The organism is Bacillus sp. DJP31, assembly GCF_049310945.1.
In the GTDB taxonomy this organism is placed as follows: domain Bacteria; phylum Bacillota; class Bacilli; order Bacillales; family SA4; genus Bacillus_BS.
The window spans coordinates 131,729-154,536 of the sequence record NZ_JBMERO010000008.1 but is presented as its reverse complement, the minus strand read 5'-3'; the positions used below and the strand labels follow the sequence as shown (position 1 = coordinate 154,536).

20 protein-coding genes and 1 other annotated feature are annotated in these 22,808 nt (G+C 36.4%); of the genes, 11 read left to right on the top strand and 9 right to left on the bottom strand.

Features of this window, described 5'->3' with window-relative positions; genetic code table 11:
• A partial coding sequence (locus tag ACOI1C_RS10010; protein WP_422510390.1) for an AAA family ATPase occupies positions 1–3,029 on the top strand: 3,029 nt, incomplete at its 5' end.
• Positions 3,030–3,128: 99 nt separating this feature from the next.
• Complete coding sequence (locus ACOI1C_RS10005; protein ID WP_422510389.1) at positions 3,129–3,755, top strand: hypothetical protein; 627 nt, start codon at positions 3,129–3,131, stop codon at positions 3,753–3,755.
• 931 nt (positions 3,756–4,686) lie between these two features.
• Here ACOI1C_RS10005 and ACOI1C_RS10000 read toward each other — a convergent pair.
• The gene (locus ACOI1C_RS10000; RefSeq protein ID WP_422510388.1) at positions 4,687–4,878 is read right to left on the bottom strand and encodes a hypothetical protein; all 192 of its coding nucleotides are present in this window, start codon (positions 4,876–4,878) and stop codon (positions 4,687–4,689) included.
• 292 nt (positions 4,879–5,170) lie between these two features.
• On the opposite strand from ACOI1C_RS10000, the gene ACOI1C_RS09995 reads away from it, so the two are divergent.
• On the top strand, positions 5,171–6,400 hold the full coding sequence (locus tag ACOI1C_RS09995; protein ID WP_422510387.1) for a cation:proton antiporter: 1,230 nt from the start codon (positions 5,171–5,173) through the stop codon (positions 6,398–6,400).
• A 69-nt stretch (positions 6,401–6,469) separates the two neighbouring features.
• Here ACOI1C_RS09995 and ACOI1C_RS09990 read toward each other — a convergent pair whose 3' ends face one another.
• Together ACOI1C_RS09990 and ACOI1C_RS09985 are read right to left on the bottom strand one after the other, a co-directional pair.
• Positions 6,470–6,769, bottom strand: a complete 300-nt coding sequence (locus ACOI1C_RS09990; protein ID WP_422510386.1) for a hypothetical protein — start codon at positions 6,767–6,769, stop codon at positions 6,470–6,472.
• A 143-nt stretch (positions 6,770–6,912) separates the two neighbouring features.
• Entirely contained in the window at positions 6,913–7,629 is a 717-nt protein-coding gene (locus tag ACOI1C_RS09985) for a class I SAM-dependent methyltransferase (protein WP_422510385.1), read from the bottom strand.
• Between the two features lie 154 nt (positions 7,630–7,783).
• On the opposite strand from ACOI1C_RS09985, the gene ACOI1C_RS09980 reads away from it, so the two are divergent.
• Positions 7,784–7,879 carry a YjcZ family sporulation protein gene (locus ACOI1C_RS09980; protein ID WP_422510384.1) on the top strand — a complete coding sequence of 32 codons (96 nt, stop codon included), beginning with the start codon at positions 7,784–7,786 and terminating at the stop codon, positions 7,877–7,879.
• A 210-nt stretch (positions 7,880–8,089) separates the two neighbouring features.
• On the opposite strand, the gene ACOI1C_RS09975 is transcribed toward ACOI1C_RS09980, so the two are convergent.
• Together ACOI1C_RS09975 and ACOI1C_RS09970 are read right to left on the bottom strand one after the other, a co-directional pair.
• A complete protein-coding gene (locus tag ACOI1C_RS09975) occupies positions 8,090–8,347 on the bottom strand; it encodes a hypothetical protein (RefSeq protein WP_422510383.1) in 258 nt (85 codons plus the stop codon).
• A 235-nt stretch (positions 8,348–8,582) separates the two neighbouring features.
• The gene (locus tag ACOI1C_RS09970; RefSeq protein WP_422510382.1) at positions 8,583–9,023 is read right to left on the bottom strand and encodes a hypothetical protein; all 441 of its coding nucleotides are present in this window, start codon (positions 9,021–9,023) and stop codon (positions 8,583–8,585) included.
• A gap of 147 nt (positions 9,024–9,170) precedes the next feature.
• Positions 9,171–9,447: a binding site (T-box leader), on the top strand.
• Between the two features lie 76 nt (positions 9,448–9,523).
• Here ACOI1C_RS09970 and metG point away from each other — a divergent pair.
• Together metG and recQ are read left to right on the top strand one after the other, a co-directional pair.
• Positions 9,524–11,167 (top strand): methionine--tRNA ligase, encoded by a 1,644-nt coding sequence (gene metG / locus ACOI1C_RS09965; RefSeq protein WP_422510381.1) that lies wholly within the window; start codon positions 9,524–9,526, stop codon positions 11,165–11,167.
• A gap of 146 nt (positions 11,168–11,313) precedes the next feature.
• Positions 11,314–13,434 carry a DNA helicase RecQ gene (gene recQ / locus ACOI1C_RS09960; protein ID WP_422510380.1) on the top strand — a complete coding sequence of 707 codons (2,121 nt, stop codon included), beginning with the start codon at positions 11,314–11,316 and terminating at the stop codon, positions 13,432–13,434.
• A gap of 68 nt (positions 13,435–13,502) precedes the next feature.
• Here recQ and ACOI1C_RS09955 read toward each other — a convergent pair whose 3' ends face one another.
• From ACOI1C_RS09955 to ACOI1C_RS09940, 4 genes are all read right to left on the bottom strand, one after another.
• On the bottom strand, positions 13,503–14,051 hold the full coding sequence (locus tag ACOI1C_RS09955; protein WP_422510379.1) for a DUF3231 family protein: 549 nt from the start codon (positions 14,049–14,051) through the stop codon (positions 13,503–13,505).
• A 147-nt stretch (positions 14,052–14,198) separates the two neighbouring features.
• Positions 14,199–14,684: a MarR family transcriptional regulator gene (locus ACOI1C_RS09950; protein ID WP_422510378.1), complete on the bottom strand. Its 486-nt coding sequence runs from the start codon at positions 14,682–14,684 to the stop codon at positions 14,199–14,201.
• A 261-nt stretch (positions 14,685–14,945) separates the two neighbouring features.
• Complete coding sequence (locus ACOI1C_RS09945; RefSeq protein WP_422510377.1) at positions 14,946–16,787, bottom strand: DNA ligase D; 1,842 nt, start codon at positions 16,785–16,787, stop codon at positions 14,946–14,948.
• A 311-nt stretch (positions 16,788–17,098) separates the two neighbouring features.
• Entirely contained in the window at positions 17,099–18,004 is a 906-nt protein-coding gene (locus tag ACOI1C_RS09940; RefSeq protein WP_422510376.1) for a Ku protein, read from the bottom strand.
• Between the two features lie 173 nt (positions 18,005–18,177).
• Between ACOI1C_RS09940 and ACOI1C_RS09935 the strand changes: the two genes are divergently transcribed.
• From ACOI1C_RS09935 to ACOI1C_RS09915, 5 genes are all read left to right on the top strand, one after another.
• Positions 18,178–18,783 carry a DedA family protein gene (locus tag ACOI1C_RS09935; protein WP_422510375.1) on the top strand — a complete coding sequence of 202 codons (606 nt, stop codon included), beginning with the start codon at positions 18,178–18,180 and terminating at the stop codon, positions 18,781–18,783.
• A gap of 213 nt (positions 18,784–18,996) precedes the next feature.
• Entirely contained in the window at positions 18,997–20,067 is a 1,071-nt protein-coding gene (locus ACOI1C_RS09930; protein WP_422510374.1) for a DUF5667 domain-containing protein, read from the top strand.
• Positions 20,068–20,318: 251 nt separating this feature from the next.
• A complete protein-coding gene (gene sigI / locus ACOI1C_RS09925; RefSeq protein ID WP_422510373.1) occupies positions 20,319–21,056 on the top strand; it encodes an RNA polymerase sigma factor SigI in 738 nt (245 codons plus the stop codon).
• A complete protein-coding gene (locus ACOI1C_RS09920) occupies positions 21,053–22,099 on the top strand; it encodes an anti-sigma factor domain-containing protein (RefSeq protein WP_422510372.1) in 1,047 nt (348 codons plus the stop codon). The genes sigI and ACOI1C_RS09920 overlap by 4 nt, the downstream gene beginning before the upstream one ends.
• An 89-nt stretch (positions 22,100–22,188) precedes the next feature.
• Complete coding sequence (locus ACOI1C_RS09915) at positions 22,189–22,743, top strand: hypothetical protein (protein WP_422510371.1); 555 nt, start codon at positions 22,189–22,191, stop codon at positions 22,741–22,743.
• Positions 22,744–22,808 lie beyond the last annotated feature (65 nt).

The following is a 22,808-nucleotide window of genomic DNA, read 5'->3' as shown; positions in this document are numbered from 1 at the left end:
TAAAGAAAATTGGAGAAGAAATGACCTATGAAAACCAAAGTGAAGAAAGTCTAAATAGATTCGGAGGATTTGTATGGGGCCGTGTTATTCAATCTAATTATGCCGAAGAAGGTATGAGAATTCCTTATCACTGTTATATGGATAATGAAGAAATTCTTTCAAAGTTAGCTTTTATTCCTGAAAATCAACGGAACTTTAAATATGGTACACGGAAATTTAGTGATGACGAAGCGTTAGGTCTAATTGAACGCTTTTTAGATATTGCCCATACGCTTAAAGAGCTTGGCGATACAACTGAAGACTGGAATCAAAGAATAAACTGGTTAAGTAGTTTAATTAATGAGCTATGGGAACACCGAGGTTTGCTGCCTGGATTACCAGCAGTTATGAACTACATTAATTTTTCAAAAGCAATTCCATATATAAAAACACAAGTCGCAAAAACCGATATCAGAGAGATCAAAGAAACGCTTTTTGGCATGCTTGAAGGAAAAGTTGAGACGCCGTCGTCATTAAATATTGATAAAACAGAATTGAAAAAAATACAAAGACATTGGAAAATCAAAGAAGACGAAGAGCGGATTATACTTAAAGACGTTCTTCCACGTTTCGATCTGTCAAAAGAGCAGATTGAAAGAATTGTTAGTGAGAATAGAGATGAGTCTGGAATATATTCATCTTTAAGTGAAGTAATTGAAAATCCATATTTACTGAACGAAGAGTATATCGGAGATGACATGGATGATAGAATAACATTTTATAAGATTGACCATGGTGTTTATCCGTCCCCTGATTTAGGGGAAGAGAGTATGCTGGACACTGATGACCCGAGAAGATTAAAAGCACTTTGCTGTGAAATACTAAAACAATTTAACCAGCATGCATTCTTGGATGCGAAACAGATTTTAAACAAGTTGAACAAAAGTCTGTCACATATGCCTGAATATAAAAAGGATTCTTTTACATTGCGGCATATAGAAGTAGATGAAGATGAGTTGTCAAAAAGCCTATATATAAGAAAGACGGACGAGTCAATTTATCTATATCGTAAACATGTATATGAGCTAGAAAGACAAATTGAAAAGGTTATTCGTACTTTGCTTTCACGGTCTAAGATAACGCTCAAGTATCCAGTTACAGATGATGATTGGGAGAATATGCTTTACAGTCCTAACAGTCCTATTCTTGAAAAAGCTCCAGACCAATATAAGAATATATTAAATGAGCAAGTCGAGATTTGCCGACAGATATTTAGACAGCCAATTTCGATTATTCATGGAGAAGCTGGGACAGGGAAAACAACAATTCTTAAATCCATTATCAATGGAATAATGAAAGCACACGGTGAAGGAACAACATTTCAGCTATTAGCTCCAACAGGAAAAGCTGCTGATCGATTAAGGGAGAGAACAGACAAGGCTGCTGAAACAATTCATTCATTCTTAGCGAAGCGTGGTTGGTTAAATAATAATATGACCTTTAAGAGAAGCGGTGGAACTGTAGAGACTAATGTAACTACATATATTATCGATGAGGCTTCTATGATTGATGTAAATTTGTTAGCTACACTGTTTAAGGCGATTAATTTGAATACGGTACAAAGACTAATATTTGTCGGTGACGTGAATCAGCTTCCACCAATAGGAGTAGGTAAGCCTTTTGCCGATATTTTACACTGGTTAAAAAGCAAATTTCCTGAATCGATAGGAATGCTTAAAACAAATTGCAGGCAGCTAGAAAGCGGTGGTATATCATTAAAGCTTGCCAGCCTCTATACGGAAGGTTTTAATGTAGAAAAGGAGATCAACTCTGAGGATGTACTACAAAAAGTACAGAAGGGTGGAAAAATCGATAAAGATTTATCTGTAGTTTACTGGAATGACGGAGAAGAACTTAAACGGAAGATATACCAAACAATCATTAGTGATATCGAGGAATTAAGAGGAGAAAAAGTTGACCCAGAACGGATTTGGGAAGACTTTAAGATACTTAATCAAGAAGACGGGAAACACAGTGCAGAGGCTTTCCAAATCATCTCACCTTACAGAGGAGAAGCATTTGGTACGGAATCAATTAATCAGTTAATCCAAGATGTTTTTAACGGTTCAAACAAGACAAATAAAGGGAATCTCGGTGGAGTTAGTTACTTCGATAAAGTGATTCAATATAAAAATCGTCCGAAGTCGAACCCATATTGGGCTTATAACATGCAAACAAGATCAAATGAAAAGATTCAAGTATTTAATGGAGAATTAGGATTTGTTCATGTGCACCCGTTTGACAAAAAGAAATGGTACTGGAGTAACTTTCGGTTACAACAGTTCCAAGTTCTATTTAACCGAAAAGAACATTACAGAGTAAACTTTGATTCAAAGTCGGCAGTAGAAGAAAACTTGGAATTAGCGTATGCGATATCGGTCCATAAGTCACAAGGAAGTGAATTTAAAAGAGTCTACTTTGTGCTGCCGAAAAGCAAAAAACGCTTACTTTCAAAGGAGCTCTTTTATACAGGAATTACAAGGGCCCAAGTGCATACAACACTGTTTGTAGAAGAAGATATATCACCATTGCTAAGTTTGAGCAGAAAAGAAGCATCCGAACTAATTAAGATCAACTCATCTACTTTTGAATTTGAACCAATACCATTAGAGTTTTTTAATATGGATGATTGGTACGAGGAAGGTAAAATACATAGGACGCTTTCTGACCATATGGTTCAGTCAAAAAATGAAGTTATTATTGCTAACATCTTGTTTGAAGAGGACATTCCTTTCCAATACGATGTCCCTTTATATGCTGATGATGGAACATTCTATCGACCAGACTTTACTCTTCATTTCAGCGGGGAGGAATGGTATATAGAACACCTTGGCATGTTAAATATTCCAAGCTATCGTAAGCATTGGGAAAAGAAAAAGAAATGGTACGATAAACATGGATTCTCTCAACGCCTCATTGTGACAGATGATTTAAATGGGGTTGATGCAAAAGCTTGGAGAAATGTGATCCTTGATAGTCTGAATAAATAAAGAAGGAGAGGGCAACTCCTCTCCCCGTTATCAATTATTATGCCAAGGCAGCCTTATTGGTGAGATTATGCTTATAAAAATACGTAAGGAGTATAAAAAATGGAAAAATTTTTAAAACACATTGACCCAACAATAAAGAATATATTAAACATGATCTACTCAGAGGAACAAAATCAATTATTAAGCCCTCATAACGATTCTATGTATCAATATTATCTGGGAGAAGCAGTATTAATGAAAAACGACAACGAAGAACATCCAGATCAATATAAAGCTAGGTTAAGTGAAGAAAATTTTACAAAAGCTAAAGATAGACTGAAAGAACTTCGAAGTAATAAAAGTGCTATGAGTAAATATGGTTTAGTTGTAGTATTCTCTCAAACAATATTGCAAGTCGTTCAGCATAGCTTAGTTTCTAAACATAGTACAGACAAAAGAGACGATATTATCAATATATACAATACTAGTCAACACCTTAGGCAAATTAATGGAATTGACATTATTAAAGTAATATGGGAAGGAAGAAACCAAGCAATACACTATCAAGGTACTATATATAATAACATTAAAACTGTTTTTGACGGATTAATAGCAGCTGGCAATATACAATTCGGTAGCTATGATTCTGGACAGGATAATATGGCTTATGAAATTATAAAGTTACTTGGTTGGACTGGTAAAGACGGCTACATAAATTTTAAGAAGGATATGAAGGACTTATCATAGTAGAGAGGCAGATAGATGACTGCCTCTAATTATTACATTTTAGTTGTTTACCCTATCCAACGTTACGGTGAAGCATATAAAATCCTAAATTAAAGTGGTCACCAAATTGGTCACATAATCGAAATAACACCCGAAAACAAAGGGATACAAATAATACAAGAAATATCCCCAAACCCCTAATATAAGTAGGTTTGAGGGTATTCTGAGAGATAAGCGGAAACGACCCCTTCTGAATTGACAGGGAAGGGGTCGTGGGTTCGAATCCCTCACGGGTCATAGACGTTATATATCAAGGGTTTCACAATGATTTTGTTTTGCAAGCTGAGTAAGAAAGTGGTCACTGGTAGACACTTTTCTTACAACTAAGACGACTAACCTTCTTTTGAAAAATAAGAAGGTTAGTGGTCTTTTTATGTTGTTGAAATTTGCTATACAAGATTTTAAGGAAGACAGGGAGTATCAAAACCTATCGAAACAAGCAATCAAAACGTATCAAATTATTTTAGGGGAGTTTCATAGGTGTGTTGTTAAGCAAGTTCTAAATGTAGAAGATCTAACAAATACTACTGTAAAATCATATCTGATTTATTGCATGAAATCTAATGGGAATAATCCTGTTACATGACAGCCTTGCTTTCAGTGAAGGGCACTCTGTTAAAACCTGTCCGGGTAATGGATTTTTCGGTGGGAATAGTACTGATAGTGCAAAAAAATACTTTTATCAGTTGGTGACAAACAAGATGGAAGAATTTATACCCTCATTGCGTTAGTATTAATTGGGTTATTCAAACAGTATAAAATGGCATTCACATATGACTAATATGTGAATGCCATTTTCACTTTGGCTCTTAACTAATATATTGTTGCTTTTGATTAGGTTTGAGCACAGAAAAAAACACAGACACTCTCGCCTGTGTGTGATCTAATTTCTTTATACTTGTTCTAAAACATTAGCTGTTTGGCTACATTGTTCTAATGCACTTTCAACTGTTTTTAATGTTTGCTCAATGTCAGTTCGATTTGTTTCCCTTTCAACGGTCCCTAAAGCATTTTGTAAATTTTCTTTTGCATTACTTAGAGCAGAAACAGAATCCTGAACATAGCCTCTTGCATTTTTTTGCATTAGTATTCCTCCAGAATATTATTTATTTTACTATGTTAGGATTCGCAGGTTTTAAAAAAATATGTATGCTGTCTGTAATTAGATTTTTTTCTTAGCTATATTTCCATTTTATATTTACTGGGCATTCTATTGACTTCATTTTATATTTTTCCGTTAAGCATTAAATAATACAAGCGAAGATCTGCACGAAGTGACCATACTAAATGTCCATAAGAAGATGAATGGCCTCCATTTCTTTATAGATGATTTTCATTTATAATAATAAATGGAAACGTATGGATGGAGGGTGCACATGCACGAATTTAATGAAGTCTTTATTCAAATTTTATTATTATTAGGTATTTCAGTTACAGTGATAGCAATAGCCAAACTCATTAAACAGCCCTATTCTATTGCCCTTGTTTTAGTAGGATTATTTCTTGGGTCGACTCAAATTGCTATTATTGAAGAAGCTGAGCAATTTATAACGCAATCACATGTGTTTCAAGCAATTATTATCTCTTTATTTTTACCCATCCTTCTTGGTGATGCATCGATTAAATTACCGTTTTCTCACTTGCTTGAAAGGAGAAAACCAGTGTTAGCACTAGCATTGGGTGGTACTCTATTGTCGTTTATATTAATTGGTTTTGGAGGGTACTATTTACTAGGTTTGCCCTTAGTGGTAGCCTTTACTTTTGCTGCTTTAATGAGTGCAACTGATCCAATCAGCGTTCTTTCCATTTTCAAGACATTAGGAGTACCTTCTAGATTAGCTACGACTATCGAGGGTGAGTCCTTATTTAACGATGGTATAGCCGTTGTCCTTTTTCAAATTTCAACAGTTTACCTGATCACCTACATAGAAATGGGTTGGGCTGGTATAGGTAGCGGAGTTTTGTTGTTTCTAAAGTTCGTTATTGGAGGCACAATAATTGGATTGCTTTTAGGTTGGATCTTCTCACAAATCATTCGTATATATGATGATTATCCATTGGAGATTGCTTTCTCTGCCTTGCTGTTTTTCGGATCCTATTTCATTTCAGAACATTTTCATGTTTCAGGTGTAATTGCAGTAGTGACAGGCGGCTTAGTGTTTGGGAGCTACGGAGCCAAGGTTGGGATGTCAGAGCTTACACATACGAACATTCATTCATTTTGGGATACAATTACTCTGATAGCCAATTCACTTATTTTCTTAATGATTGGACTAGAAATAAGACAGATTGATCTATCAGGAAGATGGGGAATTATTTTGCTTGCCATTTTGTTAGTCCTAATAGCTCGAACAATCGCCTTATATGTAAGTACCGCATTTTTAAAAGATCTATCCAATAAAGATAAAATCATTTTAAATTGGGGTGGATTAAAGGGAAGCTTATCGATCGCCTTGGCCTTAAGCCTGCCACCCGGCTTTGAAGGAAGAGATGATGTATTATTGCTTACTTTCTGTGTAGTGTTGTTCTCATTAATTATTCAAGGTCTTTCAATCCAGCCGTTGATAGTGAAGCTAGGAATACTAAACGAAAAACAGACTGATTAATTGGTAAATGAATTAAAGCGATGGGATGCCCCCATCGCTTTAATAGAATTGAGGACAGTCTCTAATGATTTACCAAAAGAAGAGACCAGCTAATGCGATACCAGCGATTGCACCTAGTGCAACACCATATCCACCATAGCCATATCCACCATATCTGCCACCATATCCACCACCATATCCACCATATCTGCCACCATAGAAACCGTATCCATAACCACCCAAACCGCCTCTTTGTGAAGCAGGCTCGATGAACACACGATCTCGGCTAACTCTAGTAATTAGCCCAACATGGTTACGTCCATTGTGTTCGTTGATGCGGACCGTTTTACCTTGATAACGACAACACATTCCATACATATCTTGAGACATTTGCTTAACCTCCTTCTCATAGCTAATAAGTAGGTAAACTACTTTCCTTGCAAAAGCAAACGTTGGCTATTTTACAACCAATTTTTCCTATTACATTATTAACTTATGATAAGAAGGGAGCTAGGGATTGTACTTTTGACTAGTTACTGCTTTTTGCAGATAAATACACGGAAGCCTAGTTTATTACTGTATTGAAGTGTCAGTTTTTCATGAGTATCAAGTATGTGAAACAATTGATGATCTATATTTTCACTCATATCAAATTCTGTGAAGTCCTGGTCTTCTCGGTGGAGTTCTTCAAGGACAATTGTGTGTGCTACGACATCTTTAAATCCAGCTTCTTTTAGGAGATCAATCCAATCTGCTTCAGTATTAAGTTGATTCAGTTTATAAAACTGTATCAACTCCTTCGCCTCATCTTGATCTAATGGCTGATTTAACGTCATCTCTATTAGAATTAGTTCCCCATTATTTTTTAAAATTCTAAAATATTCGTTTACAGATTCCTTTATATTTGTAAACACAGTCACCGACTCAGAAAGCACATAATGAAACATCTGATCCTTAAAAGGAAGTTGCTCGGCACTGGCCTCTAACAATTCAACTTTTTCATGCCCAAATTGCAGTCTTTTTTTCGCTTTACTAATCATTAGTGGATGGTTATCGACTGCAAACAATTTGCAAGGATGATTGGACATAATATAAGCAGTCGTTTGCCCTGTTCCACACCCAACTTCTAGAAAATAGGTATCTTGATTCAATGGTAGTTCACTTAAAATAGCTCTTGTTAAAGCTAGGCCACCTGGATGTGCCCCCCCAATTCCAAACATTGCAAGTAAATCTGAATAGGTGTATTTCATCTTTTTTCTCCTTTTTATAAGTCCTTCTAAAGCATATGCATGCTAACAGGTATCGGTAAGTTTTCCTCGCGAAAATGTTTGAAACTGGGTATTCGCCCTTACATATTTTTTTTCGATGAATAGTCTAACTTTGAGTCATAGGGGAGGTGTCACCATGAGCGGAGGAGTAGGTTATGCAGGTGGTTTCGCATTAATCGTTGTATTGTTCATTCTTTTAGTAATCGTAGGTTCAGCATACGTTGGTTACTAATCTAACAACATAATCAAAAAAAAGGGGGGGCAGCTCTTTGCTACTTAAACGTTGTGGAGTTTTGTTCCTCGCATTAAGTAACTCTGTGCAGGCCTTTTAGGACTTCCTGTATTAAATAGTATTATCTTAGTTGACAGCAAAGGAGTGGAGGTTTTTCCTCCACTCCTTTGCTGCGTAATGGTCAATATTCTCTTATGGTTAAGATAGAAACTACTGCATGATTTGATTACTTAAGTTTTCGGCAATTGATTGTTCCAAATCAGAAGAATAGAGACCTCGTATATCTAGATAATCTTCAGATTTTAAACAGTATTGTAGGATTTCTTGTATTGAATAATTTGTGCCATCCGTTTCAAATGAGCATTGAAATAATGAGTATGGAATGGGATCGTTTTTGCAGAGATAGTTTACAGTTACTACATTATCGTTTTCTATGACATTAACAATTTGGTAAAGTGGACTATTCATGTTCTCCTCCTTTTTTAACATCGCTCTTTTCTAAAAAATTGTTTTTTTAAAATACGATTTATGTGAAATGTTTACGAAAACAGCCTTTAACATTGTTGCCAGTGTATAGGTTTGAGATACATCTATACATCTAACGATTAAAACAGATTGATAGAAGTAGATCTTATTCCTAACGTAATCTGAGAGATTCGCTTTACCACTTAGGTGCATGTGAGGGGGAGAGCTCCCAAACATGTTAATGTGGTAAATCGGAAGGGTCCTTACCCATGTTAATGAGAAAGGTTTCAGTTAAGAGCTTGTCATAGGATTTCCATGTTAGTTCGATTTCTATTTGCTTAGAGGAAGGGTGCCTTTCATAATGTTGGAAAACAAAATCTGTATTCGGTGAGAGTTCTGAAATTTCTACTGCATTGAAAAGTGGAATTTGATAGGTGAGGAAAGGATTTGAAAGGAATGCCCGGACAGTGACATTTTTTTTGGGTTTTGTATTATTTTCAAGACGGAACCAAAGAGAACTATTCTTTGATGAAGTTGGACTTAGCTCTTTAACTTGAACCTCCCATTCAGAAGATTTAATGAAGCAAGGCAAATCACACGTTTGATTAGCAAGTGTGATTTGTGGTCCAAAAAAGAATACAATTAGTAGTAAAAAAGCCATTGGTCTGATCAAATTCATGCTCCCCTCTATTATAAAATTAAACATATTATCTGTAGAAACATAAAAACTATGAGTGGCTTAGATTATTATTTAAACAGTGTTGTTCAGATTCAAATTTAGATACGAAAAAGACTTGAAACTTCTTTTACTTTCTGGCAGTATGTTAAAAACGCTATGATGAGAAAAGTACAATATGGTCGTGTCTTTTACAGAGAGCTTCGGTAGCTGAAAAGAAGCAAAGAACACATGTTGGAAAATGGTCTCTGAGCTGTGCACCGATTCCACATTTCCTGGAGGTAGGCTGCAACGGGAGTTGGCATCCGTTACAAATGCCACGGTATAGAAGTTTCTTTTTGAGAGCTTCTTTGTACCTGTTGAGGCTAATAGTGTGAGCTATTAGTAAATAAAGGTGGTAACACGAGCGTCCAACCTCGTCCTTTAACAAGAATCTTTCTTGTTAAAGGGCGAGGTTTTTGTATTTTTGTGCTAAAAAAATTGGGAAATAGGAGGAGATCTGAATGAGTATTTTTATCGGTGGAGCTTGGCCGTATGCAAATGGATCGCTGCATTTGGGACATATTGCAGGTTTGTTACCAGGCGATATAGTAGCTAGGTATTATAGACAAAAGGGTGAGGAGGTTTTGTATGTGTCGGGTAGTGATTGTAACGGAACACCTATTGCGATTCGTGCAAGACAGGAAGGGAAGGATGTTTCAACGATAACGGATTATTATCACCAGGAGTTCGTCCATTGTTTTGAGCAATTAGGGTTTACGTTTGATCTCTTTTCTAGAACAGATAAGGAGACTCATCACCAAGTAGTTCAGGAGCTTTTTAAAGATTTACTTGATAAGAACTTGATTTATAAAAAGACGGTGCAGCAGTCGTTTTGTGAGGAGTGCGATCAATTCTTACCTGATCGATATGTTGAAGGCACATGTCCTCACTGTCTCGCCGAGGCTAGAGGAGATCAGTGTGATACCTGTTCAAGTATTTTGGATCCTCTGGATTTGCTACATCGAAAATGTAAACTGTGTAGTCAATCTCCAACAGTAAAGGATACTGAGCATTTTTATTTCGCCTTATCATTATTTCAAACGAAACTGGAAGCCTTTCTTCAGGAAGCAAAGATAAATGGCACTTGGAGAGAAAATGCCATTCATCTAACAGAGCGCTATTTAAAAGAAGGCTTACATGACCGGGCTGTTTCGAGGGATCTTTCTATCGGCATTTCTGTCCCTGTAGCGGGATTCGAGGATAAAAAAATCTACGTTTGGATTGAAGCCGTATCAGGTTACTTATCCTCTTCCATTGAGTGGGGGAAAACCATGAACAAGGATTGGGAAGGTTTTTGGAATCCAGATGCTCCTGAAGGAAAGGCCTATTATGTTCATGGTAAAGACAATATTCCGTTTCATACAATCATTTGGCCTGCGCTCCTATTAGGAAAAGAAAAGCTAAAGTTACCAAGTCATATTATATCAAATGAGTATTTAACGTTAGAGCGTAAGAAAATTTCAACGAGCAAAAATTATGCCGTATGGTTGCCAGACCTACTCTCAAACTATCACCCTGACTCCATTCGTTATTATGTCACCATAAACGCTCCAGAGAAAAGAGATGCAGACTTTTCTTGGAGAGAATTTGTCCACTCTCACAATGGAGAACTGCTTGGTGCCTATGGGAACTTTGTCAATCGTACACTGAAGTTCATCGAGAAATCGTTTGATAGTAAGATTCCTCAAGGAACAATGGATTTAAAATTAAAAGCGAGAATCACCGAGCTATATAAGATTGTAGGAAGTAAAATTGAAAATGGAGAATGCAAAGTTGCAATTGAATTGATTTTCGACTTAATCCGAGGTGCTAACAAATACTTTGATCTGCAAAAGCCTTGGGTGACAGCAATAGAGAATGAAATAGATTGTCATAATACCTTATATACCTGTGTTCAAGTGATTGTAAACCTATCAAATTTACTTTCACCCTTTTTACCTTTCTCAACAGAACAAATAAGAGGGTATCTAAATATGAACGAACAGCCTTCATGGAAGTATATACAAACATCAAATACTACTATAAACAATATTACAGCCCTATATGAAAGAATTGATCCAAGTGCCATTGAAAAAGAAAGAAATAAGCTTGGTTTAAGCTCTTGATATTTTCCGCATTAAAGCTGTTGGGCAGTTTCTCACAGCTTTAACGCGAAAAATCCATCACCAAAAGCAAATGGATTTCTGTTATAATAGAATGACTTGTTTAAATGTTGGAGGGATGAGGTATTTTACTAGAAGCAGAAGTTTTGTTGAAGAAATATTACGGCTATGATCGGTTTCGGAAAGGACAAGCAGAGGCTATTGGAAATGTTCTTCAAGGCAGAAATTCTTTAGTTTTGATGCCTACTGGTGGGGGTAAATCTGTTTGTTATCAAATTCCAGCATTATTGATGGACGGTGTTACACTCGTTATTTCTCCTCTAATTTCCTTAATGAAGGACCAGGTTGATAGTTTAAAGGTGATTGGCATACCTGCTACATTTATTAATAGTTCTCTCTCAAACACCGTGGTCCAAGAGCGGTTAAAGGCAGCACAAAATGGCGATTTTAAGATGATTTACATTGCCCCAGAGCGATTTGAATCTCCTCAGTTTTGTTCCCTACTCGAAAATCTCCATGTATCCATGGTCGCAGTTGATGAAGCACACTGTATTTCTCATTGGGGTCACGACTTTCGACCGAGTTATCGCACACTTTCTCAGGTCATTCAGCGACTTACATCTAAGCCAATTATACTGGCATTAACAGCAACGGCTACAAAGGAAGTCAGTACAGATATTTCTAAACTTCTGTCTATCCAATCAATGGATGTATTTGCCACAGGCTTTAAGCGTGATAACCTAACCATCACTGTTGAAAAAGGTGCAGAAAAATTCTCAGTTATAAAAGATTATCTCGAAAAAAATAATGAGAAGTCAGGAATTATTTACGCTTCGACTCGTAAAGATGTAGACAAAATTCACGATTCCCTAAAAAAACTTGGCTATCCAGTTGCCAAGTACCATGCAGGTTTAAGTGATGAAGACCGTAAGCGATCGCAAGAAGAGTTTCTATATGACAAGTCTCCTATTATGGTTGCGACAAACGCCTTTGGGATGGGAATTAATAAATCAAATGTACGATTTGTCTTCCATTACCAACTTCCAAAGAATATTGAATCCTATTATCAAGAAGCAGGACGGGCTGGACGTGACGGCGAAATGTCTGAATGTACGTTGCTTTTTTCTCCACAGGACGTTCAGCTTCAAAAATATTTGATCGAGCAAACACAACTAAATCCAGACCGAAAACAACAGGAATATAAAAAACTTCAAACAATGATTGATTTTTGTCATACAGAGAAATGTCTACACGCCTACTTACTTCAATATTTTGGTGAGACAGATCACGACACTTCTTGTGAAAATTGTGCGAACTGTAAAGATGATCGTGAAAAAGTAGACATTACAAAAGATGCTCAAATCATTTTCTCCTGCATCAAGAGGATGAACGAACGCTTTGGGGTTACACTGGTTTCACAGGTACTAAAAGGTTCAAAAAATAAGAGGATAGTAGAGCTAGGTTTTCAAAAGCTAACAACTTATGGTCTGCTAAGCAAATATCCTGAAAAGGACATTAGTTCGACCATTCAATACTTGACGGCAGAAGGGTACTTGGCACTAACGGATGGGCAGTATCCGACACTATCACTCACTAAGATGTCAGTTCCAGTCCTAAAAGGTGAAAATCAAATCTATAAAAAAGTCCAACGGATCCAAAAGAAAACTGAAATTGTTGATCAAGACCTGTTTAATCGTTTACGAGAGCTTCGCAAGGAAATCTCAACAGAAGAAAATGTTCCTCCTTTCATGATTTTTTCGGATCGGACATTGAGAGAGCTTTGTGAAGACCAACCTAGAAACATGACAGAACTCATTCATGTAAAGGGAATTGGAGAACAAAAGAGAGACCGTTATGGAGAACGTTTTCTATCCGTTATTCTTGAATATATAGAGGAAAACGGTCAAGTAAAGTCTAAGATGAGTAGGGTAGAAACGAGTCCTAAAAGTGAAGAAAAAACACCTGCATTCATTGAGAGCTATGAGCTATACAAAGATGGTCAGAGTTTGAAAGAAATTTCCAAAAAACGGGATCGTTCTTTAGTCACCATTCAGAATCACCTCATCCTAGCAGCTGAAGCGGGATATGAGATAGATTGGGATAAGGAAGTTACCCAACAGCAAGAACAGTTAATAATAGAAAAAATACTGGAATCTGGTGATGAAAAGTTAAGGCCTATAAAGGATCTTCTTCCTAGCGAGATTGATTACTTCCAAATTAAATTAATCCTTACAAAAATGAAACTTCGAGAAACAGTTGAAACTTCATAAGAAACGCGAATGGCAAACATGACACAATTCATGAATTGTGTCATGTTTGATTTGATGCCTTTTTGGAATTAAGATGTCGGCCGGCCAGGTGGGTAGTAGTAAGGAGGAACCTTAATCCAGCCACGTTCTCTCATTACTTTTTTGAGAGATGTGCCAAACGTGAGCTTTTCGTTTAGGAAATGTATCCACATCATGCCACAGTCGTTTCGAATCGACTGAGAAGCACTTGTAGCGCAGTGAATAATGGAAGCAACTGTTTTAATGGATACCCCATTTGCAATCTCATCATCGGTTAACTTAACTCCTAATGGAACAGCTTCTGTGTTGGAGTCTGGTCTTGGTTCTGATACTGGTGGTAGGTGGACTCCTTCCTTTATTAAAAAGTCTCTCAGCTGACGAGACTGGGCTTCGCATTGTTTTGAGCTTACTTTCAGCAAAGTACATAATTGGTCATCTGTTGTAGTGTTCAATGCAACTTGCATATAGATGCTTGCTTCGTCCATCAAGGCTACATACATCCAAGATGACATGACTTCTCCAACATGAAGAGGTGATACAGGTTCATTATCCATTTCTAATTTTAAAGAGTCCATTATTCCTTGAAAGATATTTGTCATTGTGATTAGCTCACCTCATTTCACTAGTAGGGTGAGCATTTTTATTGAAGTTTATCCTTAATTTGTATGAATCGACAAATACCAATAATTGGAATATAAAATGAAATAAAAAAACAAGCAGTCTATTTTCTGCTTGGAATCCCTTGCCTATGGTAATTGTTTAGCGGTTTCATCTACCCAATCAACAAAATCCTTACCGTGGAAATGGCGATTAAATTTAACTTGGAAATCACGTAGCTGTTCAATGATGCTTATATCGTTATTTTTGTCCTCTTGCTCTTTTAGATAGTCTAAAAATTTATATGAATGCGCTTTAGATTCTTCTGCTTTTTCTTTGCCTAATGGTGTAAGTTCACAATAAGAAATCCTTCTATCTTTGTTTTTCTTTTTCGTCTTAATCATTTCTTTTTTCTTTAAGCGATTAATCATTTGAGCGACTGTTGATAAATCCCAGAGTCCAAGCTCTGCTATTCGAGACATTGTGGCTTGTACTTCTAAGCTCAATATCCAGAGTACATGTAATTCTGCAGGTGTAACACCTGTCTCTTTTGCAACGGCTTGCCAATCACTTTCCAAAACCTTGTACATTCCGCGCCAATGGTTGATCATCACATGTAGTAGTGCTTGATCCATTCCTTCACGCCCTTTTTTGCAATTATAGTACCTTTTCGTAAATTTTCGTAGCAATATATGGTAGCGCTTTCTTGTGAACATAGTATAGCACTAATTAGAATTGTTTTAATGTAAAAGCATCTTGGAAGATTCTTCCTTCCAGCCAGAAGGCAAAATTATGTCCATGTTTATAGATTCGAGAAGCTCCCAAGAGTTTTTGGGGGTATTTACAAAAACTTTATCGTAAAAAAGACTCCTGTTTAAAATGCAAGAACTCAGGTTTTACTTTGCCTGAGCTAAAAAATCTACTATCTCCTGAAAAGGTTGATTCTTTTTTGCCTCAAAGTAGTGCTGAAACGGATTTCCGACCTGTTTAATCCTGTTCATGATTATATCTTGTGGAAATTGTTCAGGAGATAATTTCTCGGTCACTTCCTCCCAATAAAGAGGTGTAGCAACTAAGGCATCCGCGTTTCCACGTGTGGAATAAGGAGAAATAATTGTTTTGCCTTCAGCATGTTGAATATAGTCAACATATAATTTGTTACCGCGATTTTTTTTCAGTCGTTCAATTGTAAAACTCTCAGGGTCCTTTGTGATTAAATAGTGGGCCATAAATTCCGTGAAAATTTTAGTTTCATCATAGCTAAATGTATTCTCCGGAAGCGGAATATAAATCTGCAATCCTTTATTACCAGAGGTTTTGACGAATGTTTGGAGTTTTAAACCATCAAATACTTCCTTCATCATTAATGCTGCCTTTGTAGCCAAAGGAAAATAATCCCGTCCTGGTGGATCTAAATCAAACACAATTTCAGAAGGTCCCATTGATTGAATGGTTTGAAAGGGTATGTGAAATTCAAATGAGAGCTGGTTACCAAGCCATACAAGTGTTTCCAGGTTGTTGCATATAACGTAATTGATACCCTCAGACATAGACGTTTGAACAAAATCAGGTGCATACTCGGGGCAGTTTTTTTGGTAAAAGGCCTCGCCAAGCATGCCGTGTGGATAACGGATAACGGTTAGTAAACGATTTTCTAAAAAGGGTAAAAGATAGGCAGCAACACCTTGTAAGTAATATAAATAGCTTTGCTTATCGATCTTTCTTTTAGGCCAGAGGGGCTTGTCAGGGTGTGTAATAGTGACGTCATCTGGGAAGTTCATGCGATCTCGCTGAAGCTTTTCCCAAGTACAGTCCTCCCATTTTACATCAAAGCGAAACTGCTTGAAGCTAGGCTGTCTTAGTTGTTCTTTATAAAGTTCTAGAAAAGCTACATCTAAACAAATGCTAGGCTCCACATAAATGAACGCACTCGTCTCTTTCACCTTATTTGTCTTAATGACAGAAAGTAGTGCCTCACGTTCTTCAGATGAAAAACCATGTGACACGAGTCCCATAGGATACACTTCAGAGCCTCGCATAACTCCAACATGAAAAAATCCATTTTTGACTTCATATGCTGTAATGAAAAATGTTCCTTCCTTCCAGTTCTTTACTTTAATCCAATGTGTTGTCCTTTTTCCTTCCTCCCATTTACTTGTTGTTTTTTTGGCAATGACTCCTTCAGCATCAAAACGTTCAGCAAGTTTCCACACTTCTTCGGGATTTTCAAAGACTTTTATGTATTGAATAAAGATATCAGAACCTGGTTGAATTTCTAAAGGAAGTCCGGCTGTAGTAAATAATTCCTGCAGCAAACATTTTCGTTCCGTAAATGAGCGAATACTTACATTTTCTCCACGTATAACAACCAAATCAAAAATACAAAAGTGTGCTTGTTTCTCGTTCATTTTCTTTTTTATTTTATCTTCATTTTTCAATCTACCGCGAAGCTGAATTTCTTCAAAATTGGCTTTATAGGGAGAATCTAGAATACATAACTCACCGTCGAACAAAAGTGGAAGTTGATCATTCCAAACATCCTGCATATACTGGGCAGCTTCATTCACTTCGGGAAATTGGGAAGCAAGAGAGAGTCCATTTCTGCTAATCAACTGATAGGAATCATGATCAATATAGAAAAGTGCTCTAAAACCATCATATTTTATTTCATATATCCAATCAGTTCCCTGAGGGAGCCCAGATGATAGAGTGGGTAACATAGGCTTAGGGATTTTCATATTTTATTTTCCTTTCAAAAGCTTTTTCGTAAAAATTGTTTTTATAAATGATTGTGGTTTATTCATAGGGAGCCCGAAAAAGCAGTGAAGTGGTAACTAAATGCGCAGTTAGGTGCCCGTAATATCCAAAAAAATAGTGAAGCGGAAGCGGTAACCAAAGGGGCAGTTAGGTGACCGCCAAAGCTAAGAAAGCAGTGAAGCGGTAACCAAGAAGAGGTAGATAGATATCCGTAAAGGGCAGATCATCCTTTTATTTGATTCAGGCACGTTTGCTTGCCCGGGCTGAACAAGGCTCTTCCTTTTTTTAGTCCTTACGCTTTTTTCCTTGTTGTTCTTGTCTTTTTTTTCTCAGTGGTCGTTAAACTATCAGAAGCAGGAGACTTGGTTACAGCCTTAGCTACTTTCGGTTTCCCCTCCGCATTACTATTTGCCGCAACAGGTGTTTTTCCTTTTGTTCGTTCAATACTAGCCTGCAGAGCACTCATTAAGTCCACTACATTCGTACGTGGAGCTTCTTTTGAGGTCGTACCTTCATTGGAGTTTATTTTCCCCTGAATTAGATCCTTAACAGCTTCACGATATTCGTCTTTATAATTTTCAGGTTGAAACTCTGTAGTTAATTGATCGATTAACATAATTGCTGTATCAAGTTCTTTCGGATTAATCTGGACATTTTCTGGAACACTCGGAACTTCTTCCACGTTTCGAACTTCATCCGGATAATGAATAGTTTCCATAATTAATGTGTTTCGATAGACCCTTACCACGGCCATTTGCCGTTTGGAACGAATAGCGATTTCTGCAATGCCTATTTTCCCGGATTTTTCGAGTGCTTCTCTTAATAGGGCATATGCTTTATTTCCATTTTCGCCGGGTCCCATATAATACGAGCGGCTAAAATAGATAGGATCAATTTCCTCTAATCTAACAAAATCAATAATTTCTACACTTTTTTCTTCATGTTCCTCTTTTAAATCCGAAAGCTCCTCATCGCTCAAGAGGACAAACTTCCCTTTGACATACTCATACCCTTTTAAAAGGTCATCTGTTTCTACTTCTTTTTCACAAGTAGGACATACCTTTTCATATTTAATGGGGGTATGACAATCTTTATGGAGAGTGCGTAACTTTATATCCTTGTCCTCAGTTGCTGAAAAAAGCTTGATTGGTATATTGACTAGACCGAAGCTAATGGAGCCTTTCCACATTGTATGCACAAATCATCACATCCTTTGTTAAATTATCTAAACAATAATGTTATCTTTCCCTTTGTATTCGATTTTGTTGAAGTGAATGTTTTCCATTTTCATTGACCTTCTATGGATGTCCATTTAAAATAAGTTTGTATGAAAAAAAATTAATAACAGTTTTTTATGAGAGGAATAACAAAATGGAAGAGTTGGCATTATCCTTTATCGAATTCTTGAAGCAGTTTTCATATCTGGGAATATTGATTGCCTTAACCTTTGAATTTATCCCTGCAGAGCTTGTGCTGCCACTGGCTGGCTTCTGGGTATACGAAGGCGATATGAAATACTGGCTAGTTGTGCTTGCTGGGACAATAGGAGGGACTACTGGTCCATTAACGTTATATGCTCTTGGGAGATTTGGTGGAAGACCATTTCTCATTAAATATGGAAAATACTTATTTATTAAAGAAAAACAAATCAACAAAGCAGATGAATTCTTTGAAAAACATGGTGGAATTGTTGCCTTTTCTGCACGTTTTTTACCAGGTGTTCGAACCCTCATTTCAATACCATGTGGAATGGCAAAGATGAACGTTTGGCTATTCAGTATATTTACCTTTGTTGCCATGCTTCCAATTACCGCTTTTTATGTATATTTAGGTTTTCAGCTTGGACCACGCTGGAAGGATGTTGGCAGTATCGCGGATCAATATTTATTTCCAATTGCCATTGGAATGGTTGTCTTCATCGTTCTATACTTCATGTGGAAAAAGAGAGTTGTGCTCTTTCATGCTACGAGGAAATAATACATTCGAATCCTTTCTTATATAGAAAGGATTTTTTTATTCTAGTAAATCCACGCTACTATTAATTCGAGACCCCCTCAAAAAATTATTACTAGCCGTAAGTTATGGTGAAGATTAAAAGCAAGGTTTCTGAGTTTAACAACGTCAGAAGCAAAACTACCTTGAAGGCTTGCGCCAAGCAAAAAAGGGAAAATAATAGAATGAGGTGGAAGAATGAAGAATTTCATAATAAAAGGATCAATACTAACTTTACTAGCATCTTCAACATCATTAACAGGTGTAGCAACTTACGCAGATGCAGAAGAGAATACCAGTAATTCAACAGAGATGACACAAACAGTAGATTTACAGACGATTACTGATATTCAAGTGACTGACACACCGGTTGAAGCAGAGGGATCAACTGATGTTGTAGCAGATGTTACCTTGTTGCCTGGAGATTTCTTCTATTTTTTAAAGACATTTATTGAAAAGCTTCAAGTGACTTTAACATTTGAGGATAAGGAAAAGGCTTCTTTATTAGCTGAGTTTGCCGCAGAGCGTATTGCAGAAGCAGATGCACTCCTAAAACAAGATAATGAAGAACTTGCACTTGAAGTTTTGGAGAAAGCCATTTTAACCATTGAGAACTCAGATGAATTTATGATTGAAGAAGAAGTAAACGTGGAAGAAGATTCCACAGAGGTTACAGTTGAGGAAACTACAACTGAAAATGATAATGAAACAACAGAGCTGACTGAAGAAGAAGTAATTGTTAATGTCGATGAAGAAGTGGAACAAGAAATACAGGTGGAAACTGAGCATGAAGGTAAGCTTGCTCAGAACATTATTGCCTTAACCCTAGCATTAGAAAAAGTTAAAAATCCAGTAGCAAAAGCCGCTCTTGCTCGAAATATTGAGAAAAGTCTTGCGAAATTTGAAAAGAAGATAGCAAAAATGCAAGCAAAAACTGAAAAGGTCATTCAAAAAGAAACTGCTTCAGATGAAGTAGTTGAAATTGAAACCGAAGTAGAAGCTACAACTGAAGTAGTGATAGGTTTAGAAACAGTGACTCTTGAAGATGACAATAAAGTCGACACTTCGATTGAAGAAACAAATCAAGTCGTTGCTCCATTAATACAAGCAAAAGAAGAATCTAAGGTCACTACTCATTCCAAAAAAGATGAAGCAAAAGAAAAAAAGAAACATGGCTTAGAGATTGCTAAAGAAAAGCGAGAAGAAGCAAAGATAAGAGCTACAGAAAAACGTGAGCATGCAAAGGGTAAAAAGGAAAATAACAAGTAAGTTAATAATTTGGAAACAATTTTAACTCCTCAATAGAATTCAAAGGGCTTCCTCCAATGGTATAATAAAATAAATAATAGTCACTTCAGCGTAGTTGAGGTGGCTATTATTTATTTTTAAATTACAAAAGGTTTTGAACTAATGAAATCTGGGTAAATAAATCATATTTTTAATAAAAACTTCGTATTAATACGGACATAAAACGGATTTATAGATACGAAAGTTATAGTGAGGAGAAGAGGTGAAGTCCTTTGCTGAGTATACTCTTTAAGTTAAACAAAAAACAAACCTTAGAAGAAAAGGTTCTGGCTATTCATAATGGAGATTCATACCTCCGTGAAGAGCTCATTGACCAATATAAACCGTTCATTGCAAAAGCCGTTTCTCAAGTTTGTAAACGGTATATTAGCGATCAAGATGATGAGTTTAGCATTGGACTTATTGCCTTTAACGAATCTATTGAGAAATATTCAACAGAGAAAGGAAGTTCTCTTCTTTCTTTTGCTGAATTGATCATAAAGAGACGCGTAATAGATTTTATTCGTAAAGAAAGTCGTCAACAGACCGTAAAACTAGATACTCATTTAGATGATGAAGATATGGTCCAAAGTAAGTATGAAGTTGTAGCTTCAGTGGATGATTATCAAAAGCAACTAGAGCAGGAGCATAGAAGAGACGAAATACAACATTATCAAACCGTTCTAAAGCAATTTGACCTTTCTTTTCTTGATCTTGTAGACAATTCTCCTAAACATGCAGATGCTAGAGTAAATGCTATGAAAGTTGCGAATGTAGTCACTCAAAATCCTGACTTCAAAAAAAACTTATTTGAAAAAAAGCGACTTCCTATAAAAGAGCTTGAAAAGCATGTAGATGTATCTCGTAAAACCATTGAACGGAATAGGAAATATATTATTGCTGTTTGCATTATAATGGCAAGCGACTATGTGTACTTAAAAGAGTACGTGAAAGGGGTGATGACCAGTTGAAAAAAGGTGTTGTGCTTGAAGTTAATTCGAAGTTTGTAACGTTTTTAACCCCTGACGGCGAATTCCTTAAAAGTAAGAAGGTAAGAGATCACTATGAAATTGGTGAAGAGATTAGTTTCGTTGCTGTAAATGAAACATACTCCTTGAAAAAGTCCATCTTCCAGTTCGAAAAATTGCGTGTTGTTATGGCTAGTTCTGTTGCAGCGGTTCTCTTATTTTTTACTGTTTTTACCTTTTATGATAGCCAGGAAGTTTATGCCTATATGTCCATAGATATCAATCCTAGCTTAGAAGCGGGTGTGGACAAGAAACTCCGTGTTGTAAGCCTTGAAGCCTATAACAGTGAAGGTGAATTGGTTTTAGACAGCTTAAAGGAATGGATGAATCAACCAATTGATTCAGTAACTACGGCTATTATCCAAGAAAGTAAAGAATCTGGTTATTATCAAGATGGTTCTGAAATTATCATAGCAACTGTCATTGTAGAGACAGAAAGCCAAACATTGGAGGAGAAGTTAAACACCAATGTCAAAGATCTTGTCCAATCCTACAAAGAAGTGAATATACCGATTACAGTTCTAAATAGTACTAACGAAGAAAGAGAACTCGCTCACCAAAAGGGAATATCTACTGGAAAATATAAGAGGGAAATAATAGTAGCAAAAGAAAAAGAGTTAGAGAAGGATATTTCATCAGATCTTGAGGATGACAAAGAAAAAGTGGATCCAAACAAAGAGGCAGACAAGCTAAATAAGGCGACCGAAAAAGTACCAGCGCAAATTGATCAAAAGCAGGGTAATGAGCATGCTTCCACTGAAAAAAAACAGGAATTACCAAAAGTAGAAAATAAGGATAAAGTAAAAGTTGGAGTTACAAGCGGTTCAAGTGCAACCAGCCGGGAGAAGGAAAAGAATCCACCAGAAGCGGTTCAAGAGATTTTAAAGAAGGTAAAAGAAAAACGAGATCAACAGGATCGCGAAGATGATGAAGATGATGAAGATGATGACCATGAAAAAGATGACGAAGATGCTAATGATGATTAGAGTAGGTTTTCACAGACCTCCTCTTTTTTTTGTTCTCTTTTGATTGGCCTATGAATACTGTTATATAGGACAACTAGGGGGTATGGGGCATGCACTTTTATTTATTGTTGATATTGGTCTTATTCATAGTTGGAGTCACGATTGGCTATGTATTTTTGAAAAGGCATCAGTTGAATAATATGACTGGTATGATAGTCACCATGGGCATTTCAATGATGGCGAGTATGTGTATGGGTACGATCATGGGGATTTTTATTGTACATGATTTATTTTCTGCAACTGTTCTTGGAATAATGGTTGGTATTTTAATCGGTCTAATCATAGGGTGGCCAATCAGTCCAATTGCCTGTATCCAAGGGATGATCACTGGTATGATGGGAAGTATAATAGGCGCCATGATTGGGAATTTGATGGATAAGAACGGAGAACTCATAAAGATTCTCTTACTTTTAACAGTCATGTTTTTAGTTTTTATGGTTTCAGTTATTCAACAGGAACTCAAGCAGTACGATTCAAAGTTGTCGATATTATTGATGATCGTATTTATATTAGTTTTTTTGTTCTTAGATACATCTAAAATAAATGCACAAGTTGAAAAAATGGATATTCAATATCATCAGATGTTTAAATTTAAAAGTCATTAAGTTCTGGATATTGCGAAGTTTGAATTACACCATATTTCTACCACTATGTTATACTTGAAGAAAAA